The organism is Streptomyces sp. DvalAA-14, from assembly GCF_900091855.1.
In the GTDB taxonomy this organism is placed as follows: domain Bacteria; phylum Actinomycetota; class Actinomycetes; order Streptomycetales; family Streptomycetaceae; genus Actinacidiphila.
This window is the reverse complement of record NZ_FMCH01000388.1, coordinates 37,066-58,795: the sequence shown is the minus strand read 5'-3', so window position 1 is coordinate 58,795 and position 21,730 is coordinate 37,066. Positions and strand designations below refer to the sequence as shown.

The following is a 21,730-nucleotide window of genomic DNA, read 5'->3' as shown; positions in this document are numbered from 1 at the left end:
CAGGAGAGGTCGGGCGGATCACGGACCGGCGGGGGCCCGCCGGGAAGAATGGCACGGGCTGCGGCCGGCCCCGAAAGTCCGCCCCCGGCCCCAGGTGATGCTGAGCGGCAAACCCATGTCGGCACGGCCCGACCATCTCGCAACGCTCTCCGGCGAGGTGGCCGCCGACCTCGCATTGGGGCATCCGGGGGCCGCCCGGGCCGCACGTCGGCGACCGATGCTGACGGCCGTTGACCAACGATCCGCGGGCCGCAGGACTGGTCCCCACCGGGCCCGCCTCAGGGAACCGCCGCGTCACCTCCGCGCTCCCAGCGGGATCGGCGGAAGTCCCCATGGCGGCTTCGTCATTGGGCGCTGGGGGCGTTGCGGACCCAGCGGTGTCCGGGAGGAAGTGCGGTGCCCGGAGGGACGAACGAGCCTCCGCCCAGGCCGAGGGTGCCGATCACGGGGCGGCGCAGGATCTCCCCGAACCAGTCCGCGGCGATCCGCCCGAGCTGTTCGGGAGGCCCGGCGGCACTGAGCGGCTCGATGTCTCGGATCGGCTCGGGCGTCTGGTAGTTCTGGCTGTGCCGTTCGCTGCAGAAGAGCCTGTCACCGAGGACCGTCGCGCCCAGCGTCCCGTAGATCAGGTTTTTCTCCTGATCGAGCAGGTCCGCTATCAGGGTGAGAACCACCTCTCCCCGGGTGACGGCATCGTGCAATGCCGTGAGGTACTCTGCATGTTCGGCCGGAGGCTCCCACCGCGGCTCCTGTCCGGCCACATGTACGTCCTCCTCATCGCCTTCATCCGGCCCGAACACGAGCACGAAGGCGGAACTGGGCGGGCAGTGCGGCCAGGAGGGGGCGGAATCCCTCACAACGTCAACGAACGCCCGCTGTTGGCTGTCCAGTTCGTCTTCCTCGAACCAGTCGTCGTACACCCGGACGAGATTACCCAGACGGGCTGTTGGTCGCACCTACCTGGCTGAGCCGGGCAGCCCACGCCGTCGCCGTACAGCAGCGAAGTACAGCAACCGGCCTGGTCGACAGCGGTCCTCAACGACCCCATTAACACCGCTGACCTGCGTAGATGACCTCACCGACCGCCCCGCCGAGAATTCGGGACGAACAGGCCGTGGGTTCAAATCCCGTCACCCCGACTGGTGAAACTGCAGGTGAGGGGCGGTCTTCCGATAAGGGAGACTGCCCCTCACAGCGTGCCGGGGCGGCTTTGGGAGAAGATCTTGGTCGGTCTCTCCGGGCCCCAGCCGAGAGGCGGGGACGCGGACCACAGCCGGGCACCCGGGACCCGGGACCCGGCACCCGGGACGGGATGGGATCCTCACCGCTCGGCAGAGGCGGGAGGTCGCCACAATGGGCGGCATGTCGAACGACGCCGCAGCATTGATCGCCGCCGTACGAGCCGGTGACACAAACGCAGCCGAGAAGCTCCTGGCAGCCGGGGCTCCGGCCGACGCGCGGGACGAGACCGGGTACACGGCCCTGGGGCTCGCCGTCGTGCGGGCCGACACCGCGATGTGCGAGCTGCTGGTCCGCCACGGCGCCGACACCGACCTGCGGTGTCCCGGCGGTCGCACGCCGGTCATGTTGGCGGCCGATGGCGGCGTGCTCGGCGCGTGGCATGAACTACGCGGCGGGTCACCGGACTTCTCGCTCCGCGACGACCTCGGCCAGGACGCGATGGATCTCGCCCGCGCATGGCTCGGCGTCGACCCTGGCGAAGAGCTGCTCAGACGCCTGGGCGCGGCAAACGGCGATGACGCCCGGATCACGCGCGGGCCCGCGCCGGACGAGGGCATCGGATCGTTCGAAGTGGTCCACGTCGCCACCCGGACGGCAGCGGCAAGCGTGCAGACCGGGCACGCCGCGATCCTCACCGAACTGGAAGAGGTCCAAGGCATTCGGGTCCCATACGCCGAGCTGGCCGAGCGGGCTCTGACCTTCGACCCCGGACATGTCTGCCGTTTCTACGCGGCATCGGCCGTGGCCGACCGCGTGGACGACGAGACGTTCGTCCTGGCCGCCCGGGACCTGACGGCGGCCCCCGATCCCGGGCGACGCAGATTCGCCGCCGAGGTCCTCCTGACGTACGGCCTGTGGAAGGAGGAGGAGGACGAGACGACCGTCCGACTGGAGAAGGCGGCCGGCGATCTGCTGCGCCGTCGTGCGGCGGCGGAGGACGACCCGGGAGTACTGATCGAGATCCTCTGCGGGCTCGGGCTGCGCCACGACACCGGCGCCTTCCCGGAGATCCTTCGGCGCGCCCGTCATCCGGATCCGGAGGTCCGCGCCCAAGTCGCCGCCGCCCTACGGGGGATGGTCCCGCCCGGGGACAACGAGGTGCTGCGCACGGTCCTCGCCCTCGCCGAGGACCCGGACCGACGTGTGCGGAGGAACGCCGCGGCCACCCTGTCCGACACCCGAGCCGACACGCCGGACATCCGCACGTTGCTGGCCCGGCTGATGGACGACGCCGATCCGGACGTGGTGGTGGAGGGTGCCCGCGGCCTCGGACTTCGTCACGACCCCCGCGCCGACATCCCCCTCGTCAGGGCCTTCATCAACCGCGTGGAGGACAGCGAGCCGGAGGTTCACCGCACCTGGGACGTGATCCGGCTCATGCCCGCGGACCGGTTCCGGGCGGCCCGCGACGCCCTCGACAGGCCAAGTCCCGCGACCGCCGAACAGCAGACACCGTCCGCTGAGCCGCGGTGAGATGTCGGTGCGCCGCCTCTAGTTCGCGCAGGTTGACGGCGTGCCCGCAGTGGTGGATCAGCTCGCGCAGGGCTTGCAGGTGCACCCAGGGCAGCCTGCGCGGCCCGGTCCGGTTGCCGGTCAGGCCGTCGTCCAGCTTCTCCCAGCGGTGGTCCGCGGCGATACCGACGGTCCTGGGACCCGGTCCCAGGACGCCTGGGCCTGGTCCAAGGACTCCCCCTCGCGAACCCCCCTGCTCCTCAGATGTCGCCCTCGCCGTACGCCGCCGCGATCTCTTGCGACGACGCCCATCGGCTGTAGGTCGGGGACTGGGGCCAACCTTCTGGGGAGTCCTGCCACTCCTCCTGGCGGCCATACGGCAGAAGGTCGACCAGTGCGAACAGGTAGCTCAGCTGCTCGGTGCCGCGGCCGTCGGTGTGCCAGGTGCGGTAGACCGTGTCGCCGTCGCGCAGGAACACGTTGACCGCGAACCCACCCTTCGGCGGGGCGCCGACATCACTGCCGAACGGACTGTCTGCCGTCGAGTACCACGCCATCGCATTGCCCACCTTGCGCTTGTAGGCGAGCGCCTCGTCGATCGGACCCTGGGTGACGATCACGAATCGGGCGTCGAACTTCTCCAGGCCCGCGAGCCGGGTGAACTGCGAGGTGAACCCGGTGCAGCCCCCGCACTGCCACTCGGCGCCCTCGTGCCACATGTGGCTGTAGACGATCAGCTGCGGGTGATCGCCGAAGATCTCCGCGAGCCGGACCGAGCCCTCCTCGCCCTCCAGCTCGTAGTCGGGCATCTCCACCATCGGCAGCCGGCGGCGCTGGGCCGCGATGGCGTCGAGCTCACGGGTGGCGGCCTTCTCCCGCACGCGCAGAGCGGCCAGCTCCTTCTCCCAGGTGGACGTGTCGACGACGGGCGGCAAGGCGTTGCTACTGCTGGACATGGTGCCTCCGGACGGTCGGGTGCCTTTACGGAAGTACCGACTCCCCGTCCGGGCACAACTCATCGGTCATGCTTCCCTGCGTCGCCGTGTGCCGCATGGACAGCCGCCAGCCTTCACGGCGAATCGGGACGAGTCACGGCGGCGGAGCGGCCGCCTGTTCAGAGCGCGTTTGAGATCTGGCGCGTCGGCTGTTCGGGTGCGTCGTTACGCAGGGTGTGAGTAGTGCGAGGCAGGGCTATCCCTCCGATCTGACCGATGAACAGTGGGTTCTCATAAGGCCGTTGCTGCCGGCGCTGCGGACGGGCGTCAAGGGTGGGCGGCGGGAGAAGCACCCGCGTCGGCAGATCGTGGACGCGATCTTGTACGTGGCCAGGACCGGTTGCCAGTGGCGTTGTCTGCCACACGACTTGCCACCCTGGCCCACCGTGTACGGGTACTTCACCTGGTGGCACGACGACGGCGCCGTTAACCGGGTCCGGGCCGTTCACTTCTTCGTCGGGAACATCGCCGCGCACCCCAGGACGTTCATGCTGCTTGGCCTCTTCTACCCACAGCGCCGCGTAGCGGAGTACGTCCAGGACGACCTCTTCACGTTGTGAGCCTGTGCCTTTGAGGGTGAAGCGATCGCCCCACCCGGTCACCGGCTCCCTGCGAGGGGCACGTGGCGCCTGATGAAGCGAGGGCCGGTCACCCCGCACACAGCGCGGGCGCCAACCAGCCGGTGACGAAGGAGGCCGAAGCCCGTCGCCGGTCAGGCCGGCGGCGGACTCAGCTCCCTCAGGGAATGGGGCGGCAGGCTGCTCGAGGTCTATCGAATGCTTTGGAATAGGCGCACTCCTCCTTCTGCACCAGCCCAGGCAGGTGCGCCTACCTCCCGTCGACAGAAGGGTGTTCAGCGAGGTTCTCTCAGCGACCGCAGCGTTCAACTCGCTCGCCAGTCGGCGCTTCCGGCTCTACTCTCGCGAGGATCCGGGAGCAACGAAGGGGCAGGCGTGGGTAGTCACGGCATCGTCGAATCGATCAACGGGCTGACCGCACGTTGGGCCGCGGCCCTGCCCCAGGAGGGCACGGTATTCGCTGCCCCCGGGGTGTGGCCACTGCTCGGCTTCCTCGCCGAGGGCGCGGCAGGCTCCGCCCGGCAGGAACTCTCGGCCGCACTCGGCATCCCGGCGGACGGCGCCGCAACGGCAGCACGAGAGCTGCTCTCCACTCTCGGGACGACGCCCGGCCTGAGCGCGGCCCTGGGCCTGTGGACCCGCGGCACCCTGCCCATCGAACCGGCCTGGCTGGACCAGCTGCCCGCCGACGTACACGGGCAACTCACCGGCGACCCCGTCAGCGACCAATCGCGCCTCGACGCCTGGGCGGCCAGGAGCACGGACGGGCAGATCGACGCGATGCCGATCACGGTCAACGACGAGACCCTGCTGGTACTGGCCAGCGCACTAGCCCTCCGCACCGACTGGGTCCGGCCTTTCACCCCAGGCGGAATGGAAGCCGAGACAGGACCCTGGCACGGCAAGGAGCTGGCCGGCCTCCATCGGAGTACCCGTCTCCTGAACCGAGTCGGCGCCGCGGACACAACATTCGGCCCCCTCACCGAACTTCAGGTCATCGGCGCCCACGGCATCGACGTCCACCTGTACCTCGGCACACCAGAAGCCACCGCGGGCCAGGTACTGACCGCCGCCGTCGGTACAGTCCACAACCGCCGCGCCGTGGTCCCCGGCGATCAACTCCCCCACGGGGCCGCAGGGCCCGGGCTGTCCGTAAGCCGCGTCCCCAGCGTCGACGGCGAACGCACACTCCACGTGTCCACCGTGCCCTTCACCGTCAACGCCCGTCACAACCTGCTCGACCACTCCGACCTGTTCGGCCTACGCACGGCGACGAACACCTCGCAGGGCCACTTCCCCGGCATCAGCGCCGAACGCCTGGCCATCCAGCAAGCCGCGCAGGCGATGACGGCGACCTTCGGCGCGCACGGCTTCCACTCCGCAGCCGTCACCGCCTTCGCCGCAGTGCCGGCCGGCATCATGCGCCACCCCTTCCGAGCCCGCGAGATCAGCGTCTGCTTCGACCGTCCCTTCGGGTTCCTCGCCCTGCACCGCACCTCTCGACTCGTCCTCAACGCAGGCTGGGTCACCGACCCCGACACCCTCGAGGAAACCTCCCGCGACTCGTGAGCACCCCCGATGAGATCGAGGGCTGCGGAGCTTCGCCAGGCACCGCCACCAGGTCGGCCTCATCCGCCTCAGCCACGCCCTCCAGGGCTTCCAAGTAGCGGGTGAAGCGGGCGTGCTCGGCAGGCGGTTCGTCAGCGTCGGGACTGGTCATGCCACGATCCTTTCCGGCCTCATAGCTGGTTCCACGAGCAGGGGTACTGGTTCTCCTCCGGCGAAGCGGGCCGTGCTGACTGGTCCGTTCGTCGCCTTCGAATATTCGAAAGCAGCGGAGTGCAAGCAGCTCATATGATCGCGTGCGGGATGGGGCTCGTAGCGCAGTGGTGGTCGCGCCTTTACGACAAGTGAGAGGCCGCCGGTTCGCATCCGGTCGGCCCCACGCCGCCACTGCGAATGCAGCGACATCGGCGGGCTTCGACGAGCTCCATGCACAAGAGGTGAAGTGCGCAGGCTTCTTCGACCGCGAGACCGCCCCCTCCCGCCGCCGGCCCCTGTCTGAGCCGCGGGCCGAAACCGGCACAGACTCCTACCGCCTCGCCAGTACGCGAGCCCGAGCCGAAGAGCCTGGTGTCGGCGACGGGTGAACCCCAACGACACCCGAGGGGTCAGCCGGCCACTATCTCAAGTGGCTGGCGGCGCCTTTTGTCCGTGACCGGTTCGACTGAAGTCAGCGGTCCGGGATCCGGCCCCGGAGGTGGTCGTCGCACAGTCCGGTCCGGCAGCACACGGGCAACCAGTCGGCCGCTATCTCCCGCACTCTTTGCAGGCGGGCTCGGTCGGGCTCCACCACCGTGAGGATTTCGAAGGCGGTGCCGGCAGCCGGAAGGGACCGATTCGACATCACCTCCTCATAAAGGAGCCACAGACCTTGCGCAGCAAGGTTCTGGCACAGTTCAGGGAGATCGAGTCCCCGGCGAGCGGACTCCCAGTCCGTGCCCTCGCCCGCCACCATGCGCTGAAGGAGGTCAAGGAACGAGGTGCGAACGGTTGGCGCGACCTCGTCGGCGAGCGCCGCCAGAGTGACGGACGTCACCGCAGGAGCCGGCTCCCACAGGACTGCCGGAGACCAGACATGATCCTCAAGGCTCACGTGGCTCGGTTCTCCCAAGGGCCCTCGACCCGCGAGCCGTAGCAGGTCCAGCGCGACGTGTTCTGCAGAACTGCCGCACCCGCACAGCATCCCTGTCCAGTCCTGCCCGGCGATCTCCATCTCGATCAGTCCCATGGCTCCGACACTCCAGATAGTGCTAGCAAGGCCCACGACACGTCCAGAGCTGTCAAAACTCGCGAGCATCGCGGAGCTGGTCGATCGGTGCCTTCCGTTCAGACTCGCAGACGATCGCTGTCCTTCGACCGTTCGGGACCTGAACCTCGTGAGCCTGAGCTTGCGCATTTTTGTCACCGCCACACACCGAGGCGATCTTCGCCGTCATCAACTCGCCTGTCTGGGCCCGATGGTCGAGAATGGGTCCGCGTTGGGCTTCACCGGTCTCACCCGACCGCAGCACGCCATCCTGCGTGCCAGCGGGCCATCAACGAGAGAACCCGACGGTGACCGTTTTCCACTGCGCCAAGTGCGGGACCGCTCTCACGGGAGACCTGTCAGGTCTGCCCGCCGTCCCGTCTGTCGACGACTCGGACCGTGCTCGGGACAAGAAGACCGGACGCGCCCGCTCCACGATCCCGCAGGGGCACTACGCCGTCGACGCCGACCCTTGGGGCGCCCCCTTTTCCACCAGCCGTCGCGCCCATCGAACCCGCCCGCTTCAGCGGCCGTGAGCTCCTTCGGCTTCAGTCGGGGACCGGAACAACCGTCTCCGCCGGCCGGCGTGACAGCATCGTCGTCCACCCAGACGACGTCCTGCCCCGCCTCGTGCCCTTCACGTCCGGGGACAACTGGGCGGGGTGCTGTGGACCCACCGGCGCGCATGGCCTCAACCTGGCCTGCACCTGCGGCTCACGCCTGGCCACCTGGGCCGCCGATTGCCTGGGGCCCAACGAACTCCACCTCGACCCTCTCCGCGTCTACGCCGGTCAACAGGGCGGGCATGATGCTCCCCGTGCCTGACGACAGAAGCCACTTCATTGTTCACCGCCCAGGGTGACCACTTCTGTCGGATCAAGTCGACGGCGGCAGGTGGGTCGGGGCACGGGTGGACTGTCGGAGAGCTCGACGACCAGGTGCTCGACGCCGGCGGCAGGCCCGTGGCTCCGCCCATCCACAGCCTCGGCGGATCTCGCTCCACGGCTCATCTGGCCCAAGGGACGTCTCAATCTTTCCGGCACGTGTTCATCGGCGCTCCCCTCTGCCGAGGAGAACGAGTGCCCGCTGTACGGACGTTCCCGCGCTGGGTTCCTGGCTGGCGTCACCTCCTCCGCCGCAGGTAAACCCCAAACGGCCAGTTAGTGATCTTGGTCCAACGGCATTCGTGCTACCTCTCATGCGCCGCCCTGGCGAGATCGACCCCGAAGTCACTTCTCCAGGTCTAGGAGTTGCTGCACGCCTTCCCGTACGGCGTCCCAGTCAGTACCGGGATCGTGGTTCCGCGCACGCTGCAGCCAGGTCGCCCGGTCCAAGTGCTCACGGCGCAACTGCCCGATGTCCACGTCAACACGCGGCACGACGTTCGTATGCTCCAGGTCCGATATCCGCTGATCCATCGCCGCCAGCAGCGACCGGTCGAGTTCGGTCACCGCAGCAAGGAACTCACCGGTCGGCATGACCACCCGCCCCGCGGGCGGGCCGGCGAACTCGATGACGCCTTCAGGATCGACCTGTTGCTCCCAGGCGACCGTCACGGCGTCAGCATCCCCGACGACGCTGCGCCAGCAACGAATACGCGGGGCGACCCGCAGGTAGCTGGTGTTCAGGTATCCAGCGCTATGCCAGGTCGAAGCGGCCTCGGCCTCCGGCGTCTCCGGCCAGGCCGAGTCCGGCAGGACCTCCACGGCATCGGCCACATCCTCCGGGACTGGTTCCATCGCCTCCGACACGAGCGCGATCACGTCCTCCCACAAGCGGACGACGTAGTAGTCCACATACGGGTGCGGCGGGCCAGCTTCAGGATCGCTCCGCAGCGCCTGAACAGTTCGCTCGGAGTAACGCAGGACCTCGTGCCCGTCGAGGTCGATGCAGTACCAGCCGTCAGTCAGCGCGAACCAGTGCAACACCGGATGTTCACCGCCCCACGGTGTGACCCTTTCCAAGGGGGTCAGCCCGAAGCGAAAGCCGATCGCAGCGTCTGTGTTCACCCGCCCAGTGTCCCAGTCGCTCACGAGAAGCCATTGCGGCTGGCTTAGACCGTCTCAAACGAGTCCCCGAGCCCGCTGCGCATCGGCGCCCTCGACATCGGCAATTAAGAAACCGACCCGGTTGGGTGAAAAACGGTGCACCAGGATCCGCAGCCAAGGTCATCGGCTTGGCGGCCCGCGACGCTGGGTCGTCGAGCGCACCCTCGGCCGGCTCATGCAGCACCGCCGCCTCGCCCGCGACTACGAAGCCCTCCCACACCGATCCGAAGCCATGATCCACATCGCAGCCATCCCCCTCATGACCCGCCGACTCACCCCGAAAACACACCCGCCTGGCAAGACATCTGACCCCAAGTGAAACGGACAAGACAGAACCAAACATCCCCATAGTGCTGCCGTCCGAGTTTGCATCCGATGCGATGGGCCGCGATGGGAGCATCGGCAGAGCCCCGAACACGTGATTTTGGTGATTTCTGTGACACTTTCCGGTTTTTTGATCCCTACTCGTGCTGAGTGCAGAGGTCCGCGATGAGGGCCGCGCAGGCCCACTCCTCCCAGTCCTCGGGAGACCAGCCGCGGTCGCGGACAAAAATCAGGTACAGCTCGGGGCTGAGCAGCGCGTACAGCAGGTCGGCAGCGCGGACGGTGTCGACGCCGGGGCGGACGTCGGGCTTGGAGGTCAGCGCCTTCGCGGCGGCGTACTGGACGGTGTAGCGCGGGTCCGGATCGGCGGACCACTGGGCGGCGATCTCCGGGTCGGTGGCCGAGGCGGCCGCGATCAGCGGCATGATCGGGGCGACCCGGACAAGGATGTCGCGTACACCCCGTACGTGGGCTCGCAGTTGTCCGGCCGCGGTGGGTTCGGCGCACGCGCCGCGGAACCAGTCGCGGTCCATGGTGGCGACCGGTTCGGCGTCGCCGGCGATGGACGTGTCGACGACATCGTTGAACAGTGCGCGCTTGTTGCGGAAGACGAAGTACACGGTCTGCACGGCGACACCAGCGCGGTCCGCGACCTCCTGGAGGCTTGTCGCCCCGTACCCCTGGGCGACGAACAGATCCCGGGCCGCCGCGACGACCTTCTCGCGGGTGCGCCGCGAACGCTCGGCCCGCTTGTCGGGGCGCTTGACGTTTTGCTTGTCGGATCCCTTGACCGCATCCATGCCGGGAGTCTATCTCTAGAGTCAGTCACTAGAGTTAGGCTCTATATTCTTGGAGGAGTCGGGATGGATGAGACCCGGACAGCTGCGGAGCTCGACCAAGAGGCGGCTGTGCGCGGCCTGTTGGAGGACTACTACCGGGACGGCAAGCCACCGTGGGACAGCGGCGTCACGCCACCCGAGCTGGTGGCCCTGATAGAGGGGCCCGGTGCGCTGACACCCGGCCACGTCCTCGAACTCGGCTGCGGCACCGGGACCAACGCGGTCTACCTGGCCCGGCACGGCTGGCGGGTCGCGGCTGTCGACCTGGTCGACCGCGCGGTCCGGCAAGCTCGGGAGAAGGCCCACGCGGCCGGAGTGGACGTCACAGTGCTGTGCGGGGACGCCACCCAGCTCGACGACATGGGCCTACACGGCCCGTACGATCTGTTCTTCGACCTGAGCTGCTACTGCGGGATTCCGCTGCACCGCCGCGACGCCTACGCCGCCGGCCTGACGAAGCGTGCCGCTGCGGGCGCACGACTGCTGATGTTCGGGTACGGGCCCGAGTCGTTTGACGACCCGATCTCCGGCGTCACCGCAGACGAACTCCGCGCCAGGTTCCCTGGGTGGCGGCTGACCGACGTGACGCCCGGCACAAACCCGTTCCCGACCTTCTGGTTCACGCTGTACCGGAGCGCTACCGCTGCGTGAGCGCCGACGCTGCTCCTTCGTGGCCCTACACCGTTGGGAGCCATTTGGGAGCCGAATCGCTCCCCGAGACCCCGCGACACCGCCCCAGGCGCACTCAGCCCAACCCGCTGACCAGTGACAACACCAAACACCCTGCTAGTGATCTTGCCCCGACGGCATTCGGGACGAAGGGTCCGTCGCTTCAGGCCCGGGTGCGAGAGGACCGCGTGCGGGCTGCGTCGTGGGGCGTGGTGTTGACGGTCCGAGGTAGCGGGTGTCGCAGGTCACCCTGGGGGAACGGGGGGACCGCTTACCGCAGGGTAACGCGCATGGTCGGCGCGATGACGGATCGCGCACGTCTCTGCTCCACGGCCAGGAACTCAGGGGGCGTTGGGCGGGACCGTCGGCAGCACAGGCTTGCCCGCGGCGGTGAGCCGAGCCCCCAGGGCTGACACTTGCGCGGCCATCCGCTCGATCGCGACGGGAAACGGCCTGGTCGTACAACCACAGGGTGCTCTCATGTATCTCACAGCTTGTGCGACTGCCCGCGGGGCAGTCACGTGTCCAAAAGGGGACTCAGTGAGCAGTGTCGGAAGATCCCGTCGGGCTGCCGCGACGGCGATCGCGGTCACGCTGACGGGCGGTCTCGTCGCGGGTGTCACCTCGGCGGCGTCAGTCGCGTCAGCGGCGTCAGCGGCGCCGTGTGCGACGAACACCTACACCCGGCAGTTCTTCGCGAACACCGGCTTCTCGGGTGCGGCGAAGCGCACGGACTGCGACGCCGCGATCGGCGAGAACTGGGGCACCAACTCGACCGGCGTGACGGGCGTCGGCAAGGACGGCTTCGGGGTGCGTTGGAGCGTGGACCGCGACTTCGGCTCCGGCGGGCCCTTCACGTTCGCCGCGTCCGGCCAGGACGGCATCCGCGTCTACCTCGACGGCGTACGCAAGATCGACCTGTGGAAGAACGGCACCGCCACCGTCTCCAAGACGCTCAGCCTGACCATCCCCAAGGGCACGCACACCCTCCGCGTCGACTACGCCAACTGGACCGGCGCCGCCGCCGTCAAGTTCGCCTACACGCCTGGCGCTTCCGGCCCGGACAACGTCGCGCCGCTCCCGCCCACCGGCGTGAAGGTGGTGTACGACGAGCACGCCGGCTCCGCCACCCTCACCTGGGCGGCCAACAGGGAGATGGACCTGGCCCCTTACCCGTACCAGGTGTACCGACAGATCGGGGGAACCGGCTGGATCCCCATGGGGTCCCTCAACAAGACCACCTGGACCGACCCCGAAGTGCCGCAGGACGGCAGGCCCCGCCAGTACACCGTCAGCGCCGCCGACCAGGTCCGCAACGTCTCCGTGGGAGGCCCCGTCCTGACGGTCACCCCGCCCGACACCATCATTCCGCTGGCGCCCACCCTCGGCGTCCATCACCGAGCGAACACGGCTAGTTCCCTGGAGATCAGCTGGACCCAGTCCTACACCTTCGACGAGCTCGCCGACGGCGGTGTCCTCGCTCTCTACCCTTCCACCGGCGACGCCCTCGGCGACCACCCCGAGCTCATCACCAGAGTGACGGCGGCCTCACCAACGCCCGACTACTACGTCGACGAGATGCCGTCGTTCGACGGCACCACCTACACCTACGCCGCCGTCGTCACCGACGCGGCTGGCAACGTGTCCCCGATGTCGAAGCCGGTCACGGTGACCCCGGACAGCGTTCCCCCGCCCGCGCTCACCGGCCTGACCGCAACTCCGCGCGCGGACGGCGTCGTACTGAGCTGGGATCTCCCTGCCGAGAGCGGCCTGAGCTACGTCGCGGCTCGCGTTCTGCAACGCCCCGACGGCAGCATCTCCTACGACAGCGCCGGGTGCGAGGACGCGGGAGGGGCGTCGCAGAGCAGCGATGTGCCGAACGCCTTGCTGTGCGAGGGGACTCCGGACGGTGAGACGGTGACCTTCTTCGTCGTGGCGGTCGACCCGTGGGCCAACCACGTCGCCTGGGCCGACGCCCCCACCGTCACCGTCACCGAGCCGGACAACCGGCCGGACGACGCCCGCGGCGAGGAAACCGGCCCGCTCACCATCGTCAACCCCGACACGATAGGCAACCTCGGATACGTGCAGTGGACGTGCGACGACGCACCCCTCTGCGCCGGCATCGTCGAGTACCGAATGGACAAATGGAACGCGTCCACCCAAACTTACGTACCCTACAAGACCGTTGCGGGCTCGAAAGGCCCCGACTACCGGACGGGCCTGTCGATGGTCCGCGGTGATACGACCTACTTCCGGATCAGCGGAGTCCGTGCCGACGGCACCACCGCCGCCGTGACGCATGGCGCGCGAGCCTACGGCGCCACACTGTGAGCGCGAGGGCTGTTGCCACTGCTGAGCCGCACACGTCCGCCTGTTGATGCGCTGCGGCGCGACCGCGCCGAGGACCGCGCCGGCGGGGACCGCGACGCCGAAGTCGCGGTCCCCGGCTACGCTCCGGCCGCTCGGCGGCGGTAAGCCCACTTCGGCAATCCCCGTACGAGCGGCGAGAGTTCTTCGCACCCGGACCTCTCATCGCGCCCACGCCGCGGCAAGCAGCCCTGTACGTGGGCGACGCCTGGGGCGCCGAAGACCGACCGCGGTCTCGCCACCCCCGGTACCGCCCGGAGACAGGAGACCGGAGACGGGAGACGGGAGACCGAGGCGGGAGACCGGACGCTTTCCGGTCGCGGCCGGTACGCGTCAGTACCAGCGGGTCATGCCTACGGCGCCGAGCCCCTGCTGACCGGCATGGCGAAGGACGCGCAGCGGGCCGTCGATCAGGTCGTCCGCGTTGTGGCCGGAGGCGTCGGCCATTGCGGTCGTCCAGTCGCGGACGCGGTCGATGACCGTCGAGCGGCTTTCCCGTGACAGGTCGAGGGCCGCTTCGGCCGCGGGCAGCGCTGCGCGGACCTCCGAGGCGTCGAGCAGGAATTCACCGCATGCGCCGGGAAGCCGCAGCATCCGCTCCGGACCGAGGGCGTAGCCGAGGGGCGCGAACGGGTCTCCCTTTCGGGCTGCGGCACAGAAGAGTCCGGCGCCCTCCTGCTGGGGCACCAGGGCCATGAGTTCGTCCCTCACCTCTTCGGCCGACTCATCGACCGGGCGCATGACGTCGACGCACTCCTGCCAGCGCAGGGCGTCGTCTGTCGGCCTGGGTCCGTGGGGGGTCGGTTCGAAGAACGTCTCCGCCGCGCTTCGCCCATACCACCAGTCCAGGCGGCCGGGCCACGGCGCCGCGGTCGGCGTCCCTGGTGTATGACCGGGGAACACCCGCCGGACGCGGGCGACATCCGCGTCCGGCAGCACGCCGACGATCCAGAAGCCGGTGACACTCATGGGTTCCTCTCCGCCGACCCGCTCGTTCGTCGGCTGACCGTTATCTCCCGGTGTTGGCTCCGTCCGTGGGGAATCGGAGGGGCCGACGCGGATGCGGGGCCGCCGCCCGCCGGCGCTTCCCGGCTCTTTCGTTACTCCACCGCCGTCGTCAACGCCAGTGCCGCGTCGCGGACATCGGGGTGCGCGTGGCGGCGCAGGGCGCGCAGCTGAGTACGCCACTCCTGCGGCCAGCCGGTGCGTGGGCCCAGCGCCTGGGTGATGGCGACGGCCAACAGACCATCGGCGTAGCGGGCGTTCGCGGTGAGCCGGTCGACCGCGCTCAGTAGGACGAGCGGGTCGCCGGGGCGGCGGGCGGTGGTGAGCCGGTGGCGGAGGGTCTCCGCGGTGCGAATGGCCAGGGCCGGCCGGTCGGCGTGGAGGGCTGCCAGATGGTCCAGTGCGTCGAGCACTTCGACCGGCCGCGCATCGAAATCGAGGGCTACGGCGGCCAGATGCGTACCCAGGGACCGGAAGTCATCGTTTGCGATGAGGAGTTCGGATGCCCGGAGGGCCGCCGCTCGCGATGTCTTGGCCTGCCGCACCAGTACCGACGACGACAGCCGCGCGACCAGGTGGCTTGTCCGCTGCCGCGCGGGCCGGTCCCGGTCGGCCTCCGCGTCCAGGTGGTGGGCGGGGGATTCCGCTTCGGCGGTGACGAGTTCGGCCAACGCCTCCAGCAGCGGCCCCGCGCCGTCGGCCGAGGCGGTCAGCGCCACCAGTCCGTCCGCCGCCGCCCGCCAGGACGAGCGGTTGTCCAGGTCGACGGTGCGGGCCAGCAGGAGCGGTACGGCTTCGGGGTACCACGGCGACCAGCGTGCGAGCAGACCCGTCGCGGTATCGGCGGTCTCCGCGTCGCTGCTCCCCGAGACCTCACCCACCAGGCGGGCGTAGCGGGCCCGGTCACCGGGCTGGAGTTCGTACGGCTGGATCCGCAGGACCGCGGCCTGGGTGACGGGCGGGCCGCCGGCGGCCCCCTCCAGCAACGACCAGGCCGCCGGGGAACGCAGCAGCTCGGCGGCGACGGGAACGCAGGCCGCCCGCACGTCGGGGTGCTGACCGGGTAGGGCGAAGGCCTCGGCGAGGATGGCGCCGGCGCTGCCGACGGGCAGCCGGGAGGCGGCGAGCCGGATGAGTTCCTTGCGGCTGGTGACTTTGGCCGCCGGGGCGGGCGTGCCGTCCTGTCCGGGCAGCAGCGCGGCGCGCAGGACCGTCTCCAGCTGGGACGGGGCGACGAACGCGGTCACCCGGGTGGCCGCGTAGATCGCGACCCTCGCCCGTTCGTCCGCGACGTGCGCGAGCAGCAGCGGCAGCGCTTCGGCGGGGCGGTCCGTCCACGCCAGGGCCCCCAAGGCGGCTTCGGCAAGGACCGTGTCCGGGGAATCGAGGTGTCCGGCGACGACCTGGAAGCCCAGCTCGGGGATTCCGGCGGCGCTGCGGATGTATCCGGCGCGCGCTTGCCTGGGCAGTGAGACGTCACCCGCCGCCCGGGCCAGCAGCCTTGCGACAGCGGCCTGTTGGCGCGGCAGCCAGGCGCGGATGCCGTCGATGGGCGGGATCCAGCGGGTGCCTGGGGTGACGAAACGACCGTACGGCGGCCTGTCGGCGAGGAGCACGTCCAGCCAATCCGTGCGGCGCCGCGTCAGGACCCGCAACACGGGGTGAAGTACCGCGGCCGAAGGTTCGGGTTCCAGCACCCGGACGGCCCGCTCGTCCCTCGTCGCGGGATCGTCGAGCCACAGGTCCACCGCCCGGATCACCGTGGAGTCGTTGCCGAACTGGACCGCCTGCCAGAGGAGTTCCTGCAGCTCCGGCATATGGCGGGCGCGGCGCCCGAGAGCCCGGGCGAGCGCGAAGGTCAGCGAGTGGTCGACTTTGTCGGCGCCTGCCTCCAGCCACGGCCGGAGCGCCTCGAAGACCTGGAACTCCTGCCCACGGCGCAAAGTGGTGTCCAGACGGCCCAGGTTGGCGCCTCCGGTGTGCCCGGACAGTTGCGTCAAGGTGGCCAAGGCCCATCCCACCAGCGGCCGTTCACCGCTCACAGCGTGTTCGCGCAGCATCGCCAGGGCCAACTTCGACAGGGCCTGCCGGGTCCGCCAGGAGCTGTCCCGCGCTTCGACGGCATCGGTGGCGATGCGGTCGAGCAGGGCGGTGTCCACGCCCGCGAAGAGCCCTGGCGGGACCTCCGAGAGTGCGGTGAGCGCGGGCGACCGCACGGGTTCCTGCTCGTTGCGGAGCCGCTGCAGGTCGTCCAGGAGGGTCGCGATCGCGGCGGCCTCCCCGGATCTGGCCGCGTTGCGGATCAGCAGCGGATACGCCAGCGCCCGGTCCTCCGCCGCGGGACGGCGGGTGGCGGCGATCAGTCGCGGCCGCGCCTCGGCGACGGGCACGTAGGAGACGGCGGACAGCACGGTGTCCCAGGACGCACCGCGCTCGGCGGCCTGCGTGGCCATCCGCCGCGCCTCGGTCTGCGCCCGACGGCGGGGCAGTGCGTCGAGAAGGCTGCTGCTGAGGGTGCTGTGGATGAGGTCCTGGCCCGCGGTCACCGCGTCGTAGAAGCCCTCGCGCCGGCACGGCGGCAGCGCGCGGAGCACCTGTGCGAGGAACTCGGGGGTGTGACTCAAGGCCCGGCCGAGGTCGACGAGTTCCGGCGGTGCCTGCCGGGCGAGACGGCTCAGGGCGGTCCGGGACACCAGTCCGCGTGTGTCGGGGACGAGAGGTGCCGGCGCCGTGATCAGACCGATCGTCCGTCCTGGGGCCGCTTTCAGCAGGTGGCCGAGGCAGTCGCTCACGGGTCCGGGAAGGTGTGCAGGGCAGTGCCGTTCCAGCAGTTCCAGGACGCGCAGCGGTCGGGCTTCGACCGCGGCCGGGAAGATGTCCGCGTTGCGCCGCCACCAGTCCGTGCGCGCCGTTTCGGGCAGGTCGGCGAGCTGACGCGCGGCCTCGTCGAGCACCAGATCCGGGTAGCGGCGGCCCAGCGCACGCCAGCGTGCGACCGCCAGGAAGAGCCCCGGAAGCAGCCGCTCCACGGCCTCGGCTCCGCACCCCGGCAGCAGCCGTGCGGCTTCCGCGTCGCCCCACTGCTCACGTACAGGCACGATCAGCCGCTCGGCGAGATCGGTCCGTCCGCCGGCGACGACCACGGTGGCGATCTGGCGGCGTACGGCCTCCGGGGCGTCGTCCATCGCCCGTTCCAGGGCGGCGTCGCTGATCGGCAGGTGGAGGGTGGACTTGAGCGCGTGGCCACGGACGGTGGCGTCGGGGTCCGCGAGCCGGGCCTCCAGAAAGCCGGTGTCCCCTGCGATGACCGCCGCGACGACGGCGAGCCTGCGACCGAACGGCCCCCGCGTGTCCAACTCGTCCAGCAGCGGCCGGATGTCACCGGCCCCGTCGCGGTCCGCGACCTGGTTCCGTGTCCATGTGGCGAGCGCGCGCATGCGGGCGGGGTACGCGAGCGGGTCGAGGGTCGTGAAGAGGTCATCGACGGCCTTGCGGGGATGGTGCGGCGCTATGGACATGCGGGCCATTGTGGTGCGGCCGGGCCGCCCACCCGTAACGGTTTAGCTGGGGATCGAGTTCACCTGCGGCGAGGCGACGGCACACCGTTGGCGGTCCCGAGCGTGATCGCACCCGTCCGTCAGGGCGCATGCCGCCGGGGCAGGGACGGCAAGTACGCGGAGATCGCGCGACCCTCGTCACGCGCTGACTCCCGGCGCTCCGCTCCCGAACCGATCATGGACGCCGATTTCCGCACCATGCCACCGCGGTCACCGGGGCCACCGGGGCCAGCGACGGGTGGTTTCACGTCAGGCGGTTGGGCGGTCCGTGGTGGACGAAAAAAAGCGCGCCGATGCGCTCACGGAAGGCTTCATCCCGGTGGATGACGCGGTCCTCGACACCCGAACGCATGACTCGCGCGTCACCGTCAACCACAGTCAGGTCCGACATCGGCAGGTCGCCTGACGCGCTGACCAACCACGCACGCCGCTCCGCGGCAACACGCGTGTAAAGACGTCGGGAGCGAGTTGCAGCCACCCCTGCGAAATTGAGAAGTTCTCGTTGCCTTCGTCAGCGGCACGGGATTCGGCGAGCCCGGAGACCGTTCGCTCGTCGACGGCCCATTGGACCTGGGCGGAGATGTCCCCGCCGAGTTGAGCCACAGCGCGTGTCGGATCTCAGAGCGTGCCGGACAGCCGTACCGGCACTCAGCCGGGCACAAGTCGCGGGTTGAGCCGGCCAGCGGTGTCTGCCAGGCTCGTGACCCGTGATCGATGACGTCGCGAAGGACTACCTGCACAACGATCTGCGACAGGTTCGCGAGGTCATGCTCTGGAAGCTCGAGGGCCTGAGCGAGTACGACATCCGGCGCCCGCTGACATCGACGGGTACCAACCTTCTCGGCCTGGTGAAGCACCTCTCGATCTGGGAATCCCGCTACTTCGGCGAGGTCTTCGACCGACCGTTCTCCGAACCACTGCCCCGGTGGCACGACGCCCGGGAGCACGGCGCCGACATGTGGGCGACCGAACACGAGACGCGTGAGCAGATCACCGACCGCTACCGTCGCGTGTGGCAGCACTCCGACGCAACGATCACCGCCCTCTCGATCGACTCCCCCGGCTACGTCCCCTGGTGGCCGCGCCCGGAGGTGAACCTGTTCAACGTCCTGGTCCACATGCTCACCGAGACCGGCCGGCACGCCGGACACGCCGATATCCTGCGCGAACAGCTCGACGACTCGACGGGAACCACAGCCGAATACGCGAAGGGTCAGCACGACGCGGCCTTCTGGGATGCCCAGTGCGTGAAGATCGAGCAAGCCGCCAGGGCAGCGGCCGGCTTCACCGAAGATTCGCCGTTGTGACCCCGGGACCCGTAATACCCAGCTACGCGGCCGATCCCCCGGGCATTCCCGGACACAAGCTGAGCCGGTAGCCCGACCCCGGGACTGTCGCCGGGCGCACACGATCCTCACCGAGTCGTGCTCGAGTTGCACCATCCGGAGTTTCCCCACTGCCGGTCACCGGCACCGAACGTCCGTCCAGCCAGCCGCAGAGTCGGTCGGCCAGGGTGAGGTCTTCGGGGAAAAGAGCTTTCCCCATGCTTGGGGCAATAGGACAGTGCCTCACCCCGGGAACTGAATCCGCCGTCGGCGACCTCCAGATGGACCCGCCTGAGCAGTGTGGGGGCATCGGATGCCGGACAGCGGCATCGAGCTCGGCAATGGCTGTGGGGGGCGCAGGTGGTGGAAATCGGCTGGCGCAAGCCTGCTCTTGGAGCCTCGCGAGAATCTCGCCGTCGATCACGCGGACATTCGTGGCAACCGGCGCTGAGAACGGTGAGGGTGCCGGGGGCCGAACGGTGTCGGCGACAACGATCCGACGCCCGGTTCCATGCGTTGCCATGCCTCTCCGGGCGACGGCCGGCTCCGGAGTGATCGGTGGGCCGGCTCTCAGCCAGACCGCGACCAAGAGTTACACCAACCTCAGGTCGGCCAGATCGTGTGACCTCGCCGGGAGTTCGCCACCACCCTCGTCGGCCCGTTCCTGCGACGTGACCGATGCGACGATCGAGGGTGATCGGCGTGGTCGTGTACCGGACGAGCCCGCAGGGGCGGGAGCGGCTGTGCGAATCGGTTCGGGCGAGGCGACGCGGCGCACTGAGTCGCGCCGACTCAGTGCGCCGCGGACGGTCGCCGCGAGGGAGGGCGCGGCTGGTGCCGGCGTTGTCGGTGGCGACGGATACGTTGGCGGGCATGGGGACGGGGATCGATTACGTGCGCGGTGATGCGACGACGCCGCTGGGCAAGGGCCCGAAGGTGATCGCGCACGTCTGCAATGACATGGGCGGCTGGGGCAAGGGCTTTGTCCTGGCCGTCTCCAGGCGCTGGCCCGAGCCGGAGGCCGCCTACCGGCGGTGGCATCGGGAGCGGTCCGGCAACGACTTCGGCCTGGGTGCCGTGCAGGTGGTGCAGGTGGACCGGCTGCTGTGGGTGGCCAACATGATCGGCCAGCACGGCACGCGCACCGGCAGCAAGGGCGTACCCGTGCGCTACGACGCCATCGACACTGCTCTCGGCGTTGTCGCCGTCAAGGCTGCCGAGTTGGCGGCGTCCGTGCACATGCCGCGGATCGGCTGCGGCCTGGCGGGCGGCAAGTGGGAACGGATCGAGCCGTCGATCGTTGCGCGTCTCGTGGGCGCCGACGTGCGTGTCACCGTCTACGACCACGGGTGATCGCCGGCCGGTCGGGGTGACCGGGCGTGAAGGCCGGCCGCCGCATCCGCGTCGGTTCGGCTCCGTCGTACCGGCGCGGTCGCCCGATTGCGTTGACCCGGGCCGGACGAAGGAAGGGCGGCCGCGCGTACGACGCGCTGCCGCCCTTCCGCGCGCCACGGCGCCCCGCCCCCTTCCGCACGTGCGGAAGGGGAGTCGGTGGGGTTCAGGGGGTGGTGACGGGGCCGACGTACGTGGCGGGGTGGGTGGCGCCGTCCTGGCGCAGGATGCTGCTGCCGGGCCAGTTGAGCGTGACGGAGGTGGTCTCGTTGGGCGGGGTGATGGCGACCGTCTTGGCGCTGAACTGCGTGCCGGAGCCCGCCTCCCAGGGGAGGTAGGAGATGACGAAGCTAGCGCTGGCACCGGACTTCAGGGTGACGGTGGGCGCGGTCTTGTTGGTGCGGACGAGGGACCAGGTGTCCGCGGCCTGGAGGTCCACGCCCGGGAAGCCCTTGATCGTGCAGGTCGATCCGCTGCTGTTCGTCATCAGGACCTCGAGGTGCTGCTGGTCGTCGGCGCTGCTGTAGGCGCTGTCGCCGTTGCCGAAAGAGAACTTCAGGCCGGCGGTGTGGCAGCGGCCGATGGTGGCGGCGGCGGGCTTGTCGTTGGAGGACGACGCGTGCGTGCTCGCCGGGTCGGCCTTCGCGCCGGTGGCGTCCGTCGCGGCCGGTGCGCCCGTGGTGGGGGTGGAGGCAGGATCGGACGCGTCCGCCGATGTGGAGGTATTCGTGGAGGTCGACGCCGACGCCGTCGCCGAGGCGTCCGACGACGTGCCCGAGTCGCAGGCGGAGAGCCCGAGGGCCACAACTGCCGCAGTGGCGACGAGGGCGGCGGTGCGCAGGACACGAGACACGGTTTCTCCCAGTGATCGAACGTGGTGGCCAGGTGACGATCAGTATCGAGGGAGACGTGCAACAGGCATGTCACTGACGGATGTTGACTGAACGACAGTCGTCGGCACTGGTTGTTACACACCGGACCGGGTGGTGCGGAACCGTTGTTCCCGCCGAGACCTCATCCCTTGAAGGGCAGAAACGTGCCCGGTTTTCGGCCTGCTGGAGCACCGTCGGCGAGTCGGACGAGTGGCCGGTCGTCGTCTTCCGCAGGCACCACGGTCCCGTGTGC

At 69.6% G+C, this 21,730-nt stretch carries 15 protein-coding genes, 1 tRNA gene and 2 pseudogenes; 10 read left to right on the top strand and 8 right to left on the bottom strand.

Features of this window, described 5'->3' with window-relative positions:
• Nucleotides 1-344: 344 nt before the first annotated feature.
• Nucleotides 345-920 carry a hypothetical protein gene (locus GA0115240_RS20190; RefSeq protein ID WP_093738207.1) on the bottom strand — a complete coding sequence of 192 codons (576 nt, stop codon included), beginning with the start codon at nt 918-920 and terminating at the stop codon, nt 345-347.
• Nucleotides 921-1,362: 442 nt separating this feature from the next.
• On the opposite strand from GA0115240_RS20190, the gene GA0115240_RS20185 reads away from it, so the two are divergent.
• Nucleotides 1,363-2,715, top strand: coding sequence for a HEAT repeat domain-containing protein (locus GA0115240_RS20185; protein ID WP_161302325.1), 1,353 nt, complete (start codon nt 1,363-1,365; stop codon nt 2,713-2,715).
• A 239-nt stretch (nt 2,716-2,954) separates the two neighbouring features.
• Here GA0115240_RS20185 and GA0115240_RS20180 read toward each other — a convergent pair whose 3' ends face one another.
• Complete coding sequence (locus tag GA0115240_RS20180; RefSeq protein WP_093738203.1) at nt 2,955-3,650, bottom strand: DUF899 family protein; 696 nt, start codon at nt 3,648-3,650, stop codon at nt 2,955-2,957.
• Nucleotides 3,651-3,886: 236 nt separating this feature from the next.
• On the opposite strand from GA0115240_RS20180, the pseudogene GA0115240_RS39320 reads away from it, so the two are divergent.
• The 3 genes and pseudogenes from GA0115240_RS39320 to GA0115240_RS37040 all read left to right on the top strand — a co-directional run.
• A pseudogene (locus GA0115240_RS39320) lies at nt 3,887-4,126 on the top strand (transposase); the annotation flags it as partial.
• 516 nt (nt 4,127-4,642) lie between these two features.
• On the top strand, nt 4,643-5,836 hold the full coding sequence (locus tag GA0115240_RS20170) for a serpin family protein (RefSeq protein ID WP_093738199.1): 1,194 nt from the start codon (nt 4,643-4,645) through the stop codon (nt 5,834-5,836).
• A 302-nt stretch (nt 5,837-6,138) separates the two neighbouring features.
• Nucleotides 6,139-6,212 (top strand) — tRNA-OTHER (locus GA0115240_RS37040).
• A gap of 288 nt (nt 6,213-6,500) precedes the next feature.
• Here GA0115240_RS37040 and GA0115240_RS20165 read toward each other — a convergent pair.
• Complete coding sequence (locus tag GA0115240_RS20165; RefSeq protein ID WP_093738197.1) at nt 6,501-7,058, bottom strand: hypothetical protein; 558 nt, start codon at nt 7,056-7,058, stop codon at nt 6,501-6,503.
• A 1,247-nt stretch (nt 7,059-8,305) separates the two neighbouring features.
• Nucleotides 8,306-9,085, bottom strand: coding sequence for a DUF5984 family protein (locus GA0115240_RS20155; protein ID WP_256069898.1), 780 nt, complete (start codon nt 9,083-9,085; stop codon nt 8,306-8,308).
• A 178-nt stretch (nt 9,086-9,263) separates the two neighbouring features.
• On the opposite strand from GA0115240_RS20155, the pseudogene GA0115240_RS20150 reads away from it, so the two are divergent.
• Nucleotides 9,264-9,443 (top strand): annotated as a pseudogene (locus GA0115240_RS20150) (transposase); the annotation flags it as partial.
• Nucleotides 9,444-9,585: 142 nt separating this feature from the next.
• Here the strand turns inward: GA0115240_RS20150 and GA0115240_RS20145 are convergent.
• Complete coding sequence (locus GA0115240_RS20145; RefSeq protein ID WP_093738195.1) at nt 9,586-10,248, bottom strand: TetR/AcrR family transcriptional regulator; 663 nt, start codon at nt 10,246-10,248, stop codon at nt 9,586-9,588.
• Between the two features lie 63 nt (nt 10,249-10,311).
• On the opposite strand from GA0115240_RS20145, the gene GA0115240_RS20140 reads away from it, so the two are divergent.
• Both GA0115240_RS20140 and GA0115240_RS20135 read left to right on the top strand, forming a co-directional pair.
• Complete coding sequence (locus GA0115240_RS20140) at nt 10,312-10,938, top strand: class I SAM-dependent methyltransferase (RefSeq protein ID WP_093738193.1); 627 nt, start codon at nt 10,312-10,314, stop codon at nt 10,936-10,938.
• 558 nt (nt 10,939-11,496) lie between these two features.
• Complete coding sequence (locus GA0115240_RS20135) at nt 11,497-13,290, top strand: PA14 domain-containing protein (protein ID WP_161302320.1); 1,794 nt, start codon at nt 11,497-11,499, stop codon at nt 13,288-13,290.
• Between the two features lie 369 nt (nt 13,291-13,659).
• On the opposite strand, the gene GA0115240_RS20130 is transcribed toward GA0115240_RS20135, so the two are convergent.
• Together GA0115240_RS20130 and GA0115240_RS20125 are read right to left on the bottom strand one after the other, a co-directional pair.
• Complete coding sequence (locus tag GA0115240_RS20130) at nt 13,660-14,295, bottom strand: hypothetical protein (protein WP_093738189.1); 636 nt, start codon at nt 14,293-14,295, stop codon at nt 13,660-13,662.
• Nucleotides 14,296-14,426: 131 nt separating this feature from the next.
• On the bottom strand, nt 14,427-17,849 hold the full coding sequence (locus GA0115240_RS20125; RefSeq protein ID WP_093738187.1) for a hypothetical protein: 3,423 nt from the start codon (nt 17,847-17,849) through the stop codon (nt 14,427-14,429).
• Nucleotides 17,850-18,156: 307 nt separating this feature from the next.
• Here GA0115240_RS20125 and GA0115240_RS37035 point away from each other — a divergent pair, with 307 nt between their 5' ends.
• The 3 genes from GA0115240_RS37035 to GA0115240_RS20115 all read left to right on the top strand — a co-directional run bounded on the left by GA0115240_RS37035 (nt 18,157) and on the right by GA0115240_RS20115 (nt 20,566).
• Nucleotides 18,157-18,294 (top strand): hypothetical protein, encoded by a 138-nt coding sequence (locus tag GA0115240_RS37035; RefSeq protein ID WP_161302318.1) that lies wholly within the window; start codon nt 18,157-18,159, stop codon nt 18,292-18,294.
• 301 nt (nt 18,295-18,595) lie between these two features.
• Nucleotides 18,596-19,195: a DinB family protein gene (locus tag GA0115240_RS20120; RefSeq protein ID WP_093738185.1), complete on the top strand. Its 600-nt coding sequence runs from the start codon at nt 18,596-18,598 to the stop codon at nt 19,193-19,195.
• 891 nt (nt 19,196-20,086) lie between these two features.
• Complete coding sequence (locus GA0115240_RS20115) at nt 20,087-20,566, top strand: macro domain-containing protein (protein WP_093738183.1); 480 nt, start codon at nt 20,087-20,089, stop codon at nt 20,564-20,566.
• 205 nt (nt 20,567-20,771) lie between these two features.
• Here GA0115240_RS20115 and GA0115240_RS20110 read toward each other — a convergent pair whose 3' ends face one another.
• A complete protein-coding gene (locus GA0115240_RS20110; protein ID WP_161302316.1) occupies nt 20,772-21,458 on the bottom strand; it encodes a DUF4232 domain-containing protein in 687 nt (228 codons plus the stop codon).
• Nucleotides 21,459-21,730 lie beyond the last annotated feature (272 nt).